This is a genomic window from Deltaproteobacteria bacterium, assembly GCA_016234845.1.
In the GTDB taxonomy this organism is placed as follows: Bacteria; Desulfobacterota; Deferrimicrobia; order Deferrimicrobiales; family Deferrimicrobiaceae; genus JACRNP01.
The window spans coordinates 1-8454 of the sequence record JACRNP010000002.1; the positions used below are offsets into that span (position 1 = coordinate 1).

General features: G+C 70.5%; 9 protein-coding genes. 4 read left to right on the plus strand and 5 right to left on the minus strand.

Features of this window, described 5'->3' with window-relative positions; all coding sequences use genetic code 11:
• The 4 genes from HZB86_00050 to HZB86_00065 form a co-directional block, all read left to right on the plus strand.
• A partial coding sequence (locus HZB86_00050) for a DNA polymerase III subunit delta' (GenBank protein MBI5903941.1) occupies nt 1–747 on the plus strand: 747 nt, incomplete at its 5' end.
• A gap of 9 nt (nt 748–756) precedes the next feature.
• Nucleotides 757–1512, plus strand: a complete 756-nt coding sequence (locus HZB86_00055; GenBank protein ID MBI5903942.1) for a hypothetical protein — start codon at nt 757–759, stop codon at nt 1510–1512.
• On the plus strand, nt 1509–3044 hold the full coding sequence (gene metG / locus HZB86_00060) for a methionine--tRNA ligase (protein MBI5903943.1): 1536 nt from the start codon (nt 1509–1511) through the stop codon (nt 3042–3044). The genes HZB86_00055 and metG overlap by 4 nt, the downstream gene beginning before the upstream one ends.
• Nucleotides 3045–3067: 23 nt before the next feature.
• Nucleotides 3068–4438, plus strand: coding sequence for a YchF/TatD family DNA exonuclease (locus HZB86_00065; protein MBI5903944.1), 1371 nt, complete (start codon nt 3068–3070; stop codon nt 4436–4438).
• Between the two features lie 116 nt (nt 4439–4554).
• On the opposite strand, the gene HZB86_00070 is transcribed toward HZB86_00065, so the two are convergent.
• From HZB86_00070 to HZB86_00090, 5 genes are all read right to left on the minus strand, one after another.
• Complete coding sequence (locus HZB86_00070; GenBank protein ID MBI5903945.1) at nt 4555–5277, minus strand: NAD-dependent deacylase; 723 nt, start codon at nt 5275–5277, stop codon at nt 4555–4557.
• Nucleotides 5274–6572 (minus strand): adenosylmethionine--8-amino-7-oxononanoate transaminase, encoded by a 1299-nt coding sequence (gene bioA / locus HZB86_00075; protein MBI5903946.1) that lies wholly within the window; start codon nt 6570–6572, stop codon nt 5274–5276. The genes HZB86_00070 and bioA overlap by 4 nt, the downstream gene beginning before the upstream one ends.
• A 179-nt stretch (nt 6573–6751) precedes the next feature.
• Nucleotides 6752–7456 carry a dethiobiotin synthase gene (gene bioD, locus HZB86_00080; protein ID MBI5903947.1) on the minus strand — a complete coding sequence of 235 codons (705 nt, stop codon included), beginning with the start codon at nt 7454–7456 and terminating at the stop codon, nt 6752–6754.
• The gene (locus HZB86_00085; GenBank protein ID MBI5903948.1) at nt 7453–8238 is read right to left on the minus strand and encodes a methyltransferase domain-containing protein; all 786 of its coding nucleotides are present in this window, start codon (nt 8236–8238) and stop codon (nt 7453–7455) included. The genes bioD and HZB86_00085 overlap by 4 nt, the downstream gene beginning before the upstream one ends.
• Nucleotides 8231–8454: hypothetical protein (locus HZB86_00090; protein ID MBI5903949.1), on the minus strand; the 224-nt coding region annotated here is incomplete at its 5' end. The genes HZB86_00085 and HZB86_00090, both read right to left, overlap by 8 nt.

Sequence of the window (8454 nt, forward strand, 5' to 3'; positions counted from 1 at the left end):
AACTTCCTTCACATCGTCCCGGAGACGCCGTTCCTGCGGATCGACGAGATCCGGGCGCTGCAGGAGGAGCTGTCCCTCAAGGCGTTCTCCGACCGCCCCCGCGCGGCCATCCTGTGCCCCGCCGACCGGATGACGCCGCAGGCGGCCAACGCGCTCCTGAAAACGCTCGAGGAACCTCCCCCGGCGACGCACCTGATCCTGGTCGCCCACCGCGCCGCGGGGATGATGCCCACGATCGTCTCCCGCTGCCAGCGGATCCCGTTCTTCCCGCTCTCCCCGGAAGAGGCGGCCGGCATCCTGTCCCGCCATCCCGACGCGGGCCCGTCGTACCCTCCGGCCGTGCTGCGCCTCGCCGCCGCGATCTCCGGGGGGAGCCCCGGACGCGCGCTGACGCTCCTGCCCGGACTCGCGGAGGAGCGCGGCGCCTGGCTCTCCCTCCTCGCGAAGCTGATCCCCCAGGACGCGTCGGACCTCGCCGCCACGTGGAAGGGGGAAGGCGACGCCCCCGGGCGGCTTGCCGCCCCGTTGTCGCTGGTCCGGGATCTGACCCTCTTATCTTCGGGGGGCGGAGCGGATATAATGAACGCCGATCTGCGGGAACCGTTGTCCGCGGCGGCGGCGCGGCCGCCCGCGGGGGGGTGGAGCCGGGCGTTCCGGACGCTCCTCACGATCTCCCGCATGCCTCCCCAGCCGCAGAAGCGGCTGATGCTGGAGGCGTTTTTCTTCGGGCTGCGCGGAAAGGGATGACTCCGGGTCATGGACATCGCGGGAATCCGCCTTCGGGGCGTGTGCAAGACGTTCCACTTCGACTGCACCGGCGTGCCGCTCTCGAAGGGCGACTACGCGGTGGTGCAGACGGAGCGCGGGGTCGCGCTGGGCGAGGTCGTCCAGCGGATCGACGGCTGCTCCCCCGGAAACCGTAAGACCTCCTACAACAAGGCGCTGCGGGCCGCCTCCGCCGACGACATGCGCGCCCACCAGGAAAACGCGCGCCGGGAGTCCGAGGCCGAGGCGTTCTGCGCGAAACGGATCGGGGAGCGCGGGCTTCCCATGAAGCTGGTGCGGGCGGAATACCTCCTCGACCGGAGCAAGGTGGTCTTCTACTTCACCGCGGACGGCCGGATCGACTTCCGGGAACTGGTGAAGGACCTGGCACACGAGCTCCGCACCCGCATCGAGATGCGCCAGATCGGGGTGCGGGACGAGTCGCGGGTGATCGGCGGCGTGGGGCCTTGCGGGAAGGAGCTCTGCTGCGCCACGTTCCTCTCGGACTTCGAGCCGATCACGGTCAAGATGGCCAAGGACCAGAAGCTGTCGCTCAACCCCGCGAAGCTGTCGGGGGTCTGCGGCCGCCTGATGTGCTGCCTCATCTACGAGCACGACTCCTACGCCCGGCAGAAGGCCTGCGGAACGTGCGCGGCGCCGGCGGCCCCGGTTCCGCCGCCGACGGATGCCGACGACGCCGAGGAGATGACCGCGCGGCTTTCGGAGGACGAGGAGGGGACCCCGTGAGGGAGACGTTCTACATCACCACGCCGATCTACTACGTGAACGACGTCCCCCACATCGGGCACGCCTACACGACGATCGCCTGCGACGCCCTCGCCCGGTGGCACCGGATGAAGGGGGAGAAGGTGTTCTTCCTCACCGGCACGGACGAGCACGGGGAGAAGGTGCAGAAGAGCGCCGCTCGGAAAGGGCTGACCCCGCGGCAGCTCGCCGACCAGGTGGTGGCCAATTTCCAGGGGCTCACCCCCGCGCTCACCATCAGCAACACCGGGTTCATCCGCACCACCGAGCCGCGGCACTACGCCTCCGTGCAGGACCTCTTCCGGAAATCGCTGGCGAACGGGGACATCTACCTGGGCGACTACGAGGGGTGGTACTGCGTCCCGGACGAGGCGTACTGGACCGAGCTCCAGCTCGACGGCGGCAACTGCCCGACGTGCGGCCGCCCGGTGGAGAAGCGGAAGGAGCCGTCGTACTTCTTCCGGCTGTCGAAATACCGGGAACCGCTGCTTGCGTATTACGCCGCGAACCCGAAATTCATCCGTCCCGAGAGCCGGCGCAACGAGGTGATCGCGTTCGTCGAGGGGGGGCTGAACGACCTCTCCGTGTCCCGCACATCGCTCTCCTGGGGGATCCCGGTGCCCGACGCCCCGGGGCACGTGATCTACGTCTGGTACGACGCCCTCACGAACTACGTCACGGGGCTGGGATACCCGGAGCGCACGCCGGAGTTCGCGGCGTTCTGGCCCGCCGACATCCACATGGTGGGAAAGGACATCCTCCGCTTCCACGCCGTGTACTGGCCCGCCTTCCTGCTGTCCGCGGGGGTTCCGCCGCCGCGGGGCGTCTTCGCCCACGGCTGGTGGACGGTCGAGGGGCAGAAGATGAGCAAGTCGCTGGGAAACGTCGTGGACCCGTACGAGATGGTGCGCAAGTACGGCGCCGACGCGTTCCGCTACTTCCTCCTGCGGGAGGTGTCGTTCGGGCTGGACGGGGACTTCTCCGAGCGGGAGCTGGTCAAGCGCGCCAACTCGGAGCTCGCCGACAAGCTCGGGAACCTCCTCAACCGGACGCTCGGGATGCTGGGGAGATATTTCGACGGCGTCGTCCCCCCGCCCGGGCCCGCGGATCCGGCGGACGAGGCGCTTTCGGCGTGCGGCCGGTCGACCGTCGCCGCGGTCGACGCCGCGATGGAGGAGGTCGCGTTCCACAAGGCGCTCGCCGCGGTGATCGAGCTCGTCACGAAGGCCAACGAATACGTCCAGGCCGCGCAGCCGTGGGCGCTCGCGAAGGACCCTTCGAAGCGGGAGCGGCTGGGATCGGTCCTCTACAACGCGCTCGAGGCCGCCCGCGTCGCGGCCCTGCTCATGTCGCCCGTCACCCCGACCGCGTCGCAGAGGATGTGGGAGGCGCTGGTCCCCGGCGGATCGGCCGCCGAATCCGCGCGGGTCGGCGAGGCGGGCGCCTGGGGCGGCCTCGCCGCCGGCGCCACCCTCCCGAAGGCGTGCATCGTCTTCCCCAAGATCGAGACGTAAGCAAACCGTCGGGTCCCCTGCCCATGTATTTTGATTCGCACGCGCACCTGGACCTCTCCCCGCTTTCCGAAGCGGAGGAGAAGGTAGTCGCCCGGGCCCGGGACGCCGGTGTCACCCGGATCGTGACGATCGGGATCGACCCGGAAAGCTGCGCGAAGGCGATCGGGATCGCCCACCGGTACCCCGGGGTGTACGCCGCCGTCGGCCTGCACCCGCACGACGCCGGTCAGGGATCGGACCGGACCTACTCCCGGCTGGAAGATCTCTCCCGGTGCGACAAGGTGGTGGGGATCGGCGAAACCGGGCTCGACTTCTTCCGCGACCGCGCCCCGCGGGACGCCCAGCGCGCCGCGTTCCGGGAGCAGATCCGGCTGGCGCGGAGGCGGAACCTCCCGGTGATCGTCCACGACCGGGACGCCCACGACGAGGTCCTCTCGATCCTCTCCGAGGAGAACGCCGCGGAGGTGGGCGGAATCATCCACTGCTTCTCCGGCGACCTCGCGATGGCGCGGAAGGCCGCGGCGATGAATTTCCTGATCTCGATCCCCGGAGCGATCACGTACAAGGGGTCCGAGCGGCAGGTCGAGGCGGTCCGGGGGCTCCCGCTGTCGCGCATCCTGATCGAGACCGACTGCCCGTTCCTCGCGCCGGTCCCCCACCGGGGGAAGGCGAACGAGCCGGCCTACGTTCCGCTGGTCGCCGCGAAGTTGGCGGAGATCAAGGGGGTGTCCGTCGAGGACGTGGCCCGAGAGACCACCTTGAACGCCGTTCGCCTCTTCCGGATCCCCGTGGAGGAGGAGGTCCGCGTGGTCTACCGGATCCGCGACTCCCTCTACCTCAACGTGACGAACCGGTGCACGAACGCCTGCACCTTCTGCGCGAAGCGGACCGATTACCACGTCAAGGGGCACCTGCTGAAGCTCCCGGGCGAGCCGTCGGTCGCCGAGGTCCTGTCGCTGGTCGGCGACCCGACGCGGTTCGCCGAGATCGTCTTCTGCGGTTTCGGGGAGCCGCTGCTGCGGCTTTCGGACGTGGTGGAGATCGCGGGGGAGCTGAAAAGCCGCGGGGCCCGCGTGCGGGTGAACACCGACGGGCTGGCGAACCTGGTCCACGGCCGGAACGTCCTGCCGGAGCTTGCCGGCCTGGTCGACGCGCTGTCGGTGTCGCTCAATGCCCCGGACGCGGAGACCTACGCGCGGATCTGTCCCAACCGGTACGGCGCGGCGTCGTTCCCCGCACTGCTCGACTTCCTGCGGGAGGCGCCGAACCACGTCGCGTCGGTCACCGCCACCGCGGTCGACCTTCCGGGGCTGGACACCGCCGCGGTCCGCCGCCTCGCCGAGACGATCCCCGGCGTCGACTTCCGCCTCCGCCCGTTCGACGACGTGGGGTGATGGGCGGGGGACACTCTTTCCCTTCATCCCCCATCAGATCAAGAATGTCCCCCGAAAGCGCCTGCACCTTTGCGGAACCTTCTACCCGTCGAAGAACTACCGGATACAAATCCACCTTATCCAAATAGTTCCGGGAGCAACTCACCCGACCTGCCGCGGAACGTGGCGTCGCAGATCGCGGAAACGGGCGTCTCGTCCGGGTTCACCTCGATCACCCGGGCGCCGCGCCGCTTCGCGACCGCGGCGTAGCCGGACGCGGGGGCGACGACCGCGGAGGTCCCGGCGACGATCAGCAACCCGCACCGGGAGAGCATCTCCATCGCCGCGCCGGACGGGCCGGGGGGAAGCATCTCCCCGAACCAGACCACCCCCGGGCGCAGCAGTCCGCCGCAGGCGGCGCACCGCGGGGGAAGCTCCGCGAAATCGTCCCGCTCCTCGCTTTCCGCGCCGCACCCCGTGCACCGCACCACCCAGATGCTCCCGTGGATCTCCGCCAGGCGGCGCGAACCGGCCGCACGGTGAAGGCCGTCGACGTTCTGCGTGACGAGGAGGAAGTCGGGCATCGCCGCATCGGCGGCCGCGAGCGCGGCGTGTCCCGGGTTCGGCGCGCAGCCGCGGATCTTTCGGCGGCGCCACTGGTACCACTCCCACACTTCGAGCGGGTCGGCCGCGAACGCCTCGGGAGTGGCGAGCGTCATCGGGTCCCGCCGCTTCCACAACCCTTCCGGCCCGCGGAACGTGGGAACGCCGCTCTCCGCCGACACCCCGGCGCCGGTCAGCACGCAGAGCGACCGGCACGCCCGCACCCACTCCCTCGCCGCGGCGATCGATCCGGTCACCGCAGGACCGCCCGCAACGTCTCTCCGAACCGGTCGAGGATGTCGTCCAGGTCTTCCCGCGTCACCGCCTGGGGGAGGAACAGGTAGACGACGTTTCCCAGCGGGCGGAGGAAGAGTCCGCGCCGCAGCGCCTCCCGGCGGATCTCCCGGAACAGCGGGGCGGTCCCCGGCAGCGGATCTTTCGTCCCCTTGTCCCCCACCAGCTCGAGGGCGGCCACCATCCCGATATGCCGCACGTCTCCGACGAGGGGGAGATCCGCGAGGGCGCGGACCCCTTCCGCCAGCCTGGCGCTCAGGCGCTCGACCCGGTCCACCACCTCCTCCTCCTCGAAGAGGTCGAGGGAGGCCAGCGCCGCCGCGCACCCGACCGGGTTCGCCGTGTAGGTGTGTCCGTGGTAGAACGTCTTCCCTCCGGCGGGGTCGCCGAGGAACGCCTCGAACACCCCGGCGGTGGTGAGCGTGGCCGCCATCGGAATCGTTCCGGAGGTGAGCCCCTTCGACACGCAGAGGAAGTCGGGGGAGACGCGCGCCCGCTCGCAGGCGAACATCGTCCCCGTCCGCCCGAACCCGGTGGCGACCTCGTCGACGATCAGGTGCGCCCCGTGTTCGCGGGCAAGCCGCGCCGCCTCCGAAAGGTACGGAGGCGGGTAGACGATCATCCCGCCGGCGCCCAGGAGCAGCGGTTCGAGGATCACCGCCGCGACCTTCCCCGCTCCTTCCGCGAGCGCGTCCCGGAGAGGGACGGCGCACGAGACGTCGCAGCCGGGGTACCCCTTCCCCGCCGGGCACCGGTAGCAGTTCGGCGACGGAACGCGCCGCGCGGGGAAGAGGATCGGCCGGAAGGCCGACAGGAACGCGTCGACCCCGCTCACGCTCATGCACCCCGTGGTGTCCCCGTGGTAGCCGCGGTCGAGGCAGACGAATTCCGTCTTCTCTCCACCCGCCGTGGAGCCGTTGTCCGAGAAGAACACGCGGGAGAGCCCGGGGGGGGCGACCGCGGAGAGCCGCTCGGCCAGCCGCACCGCCGGCTCGTGCGTGGCCCCCGCGAACAGCACGTGGTCGAGCCGCTCCATCTGGCGCGCGACCGCCTCCCGGATCCGGGGGTGGCCGTGGCCGTGGACCACGCACCACCAGCTCGAGATGGCGTCGTAGTACCGGTTTCCGTCCGCGTCGAACAGGAACAGCCCTTCGGCGCGATCCACGAGCAGCGGCGGATCGGACGCCAGGGCGCTCATCTGGGTGTACGGGTGCCAGCAGTGGCGGAGATCCTTCCGGATCCACTCCTTAGCCCGCATTTCTCACCAGCGTCCGTAGCGAGGCGGTGGAGACGGGTTTGGATGCAAGGCGCGCGACGTGAGGGCGACGAAGGCGTAGTTGACACTACGTCGAGGAGACCGAACGAGCGCAACGCAGCAGGCGAGCCCGTATCCGCCGCCGCAGTAGGAGGCTGGTGAGAAATGCGGGCTAGGATCCATCACCCTTCCCTCCAGAGGGAGAGGAACGCCCGCCCCACCGGGGCGAACGCCTCCGCGCCCGCGACCGGGTCAGGAAGAAACGGGAGTTCCCCCAGCACCGGCACCTTCCCGATCTCCTCCACCGCCCGCAGGTTGTCCGACAGCACCTCGTCCGGCGCGGCGACCGAAGCTTCCGGGCGGTTGAACACCAACGCGACCGGCCGGATCCCCCGGAGGCGGATCGCCTCGACGGCGAGGAGCGCGTGGTTCACGCATCCGAGCCGGTTCCCGACCACCACGACCGCCGACATCCCCAGCCGCGCGACGAGGTCGACCGTCAGCAATCGAAGGGACAGCGGGACGAGGACCCCTCCGGCTCCCTCCACCAGGACCGCGTCGTGCGCCGCCGCGAGCCGGCGGTACGCCGCCCCGATCACCTCCGCGTCGACCACGGCCCCTTCCCGGGCGGCCGAAAGGTGAGGCGACGCGGGGAAAGGGAACCGGTACGGGCACAGGTCGTGGAGCTCCGCTTCCGGCACGTCGCCGGGAATCCCCATCAGGCGCCGGTGGACCTGCAGGTCGGTCGGCTCGCCGCCGGTGCCGGTCTGCACCCACTTCTGCGTCACGGCGCGAATCCCCTGCGCCCGGAGGTACCGCGCCAGAAGCCCGCACACCACCGTCTTCCCGACGCCGGTGTCCGTCCCGGTGACGAAGACCCCCTTCACCGTTCCCCCGCCTCCGGAACGGTTCCGCGGCAGAGGAACACCTGGTACGTCGCCCGGATCTCCCCCTGCCGCTCGCGGTACGCGCGTTCGACCCGCGCAAGCCTCCCCGGGCTCCACGCGGCGGGAGCCCCCTTTCCGCCGGCGCCGGTGTACAGCTCCGAAAGCGATGGAAACGACTGCCGGTAGCGGCGATCCTCGATCTCCCATTCCGGAAAGACGGCCGAAAGGGTCGATGCGATCTCTTCCCGGGAAAGGAACGCGGACGCGGCGACGCGCGCGCCGGTATTCCCACCGTCCGACTCCCGCAACGCCGCGTCGAGTTCGGCGTACGTTCCCGGGCCGAAGAAGGAGAACGTCAACGCCCCGCCGGCGGAGAGCATGGACGCCATCCTCCGGACGGTGCGGTCGAAGGAGAGAAACCACTGGAAGGTGGCGTTGGAGCTGACCAGATCGTACGTCCCGCCGGTCGCCTCCTCGGCGTCCGCCACGGCGAATCGGGCGCGCGGGTCGACGATCCGGCTCCGGGCGACGCGGACCATCGCCTCGGAGATGTCGACGCCCAGGATCGAGGATCCGGGGAAGGCGTCGAGGAGCATCCGCGTGTAGATGCCGGTGCCGCAACCCGGTTCGAGGATCTTCCGGGGCGGTTCCCCCCTCCCGGCTCCGGCCGCGAGCCGCGTGATCCGGAGCAGGTCGGCCGCCGACAGCCGCTGGGCGTGCGCGTGGGCGTCGTACCGCGACGCGCTTCCCGAGAAGCGGCGGAGGACCGCGGGATCAACCACCGGAAGCCACCGCCGCGAATCCGTCCGCGAAAAAGGCCGCGTGCGCCGCTCCCGGAAGCAGGTGGAACGAAGCCGTGCCGCTCTCCCGCGCCACGCTTTCCGCCTCCGCGGACGGGGCGACCACGTCCTTCTCCCCGTGGGCGATCGCCACCGGACACCCCGGCAGCGACTCCCCGGAGAGCTTCGCGGAGGAGAGGAACGACAGGCCGGCCAGGA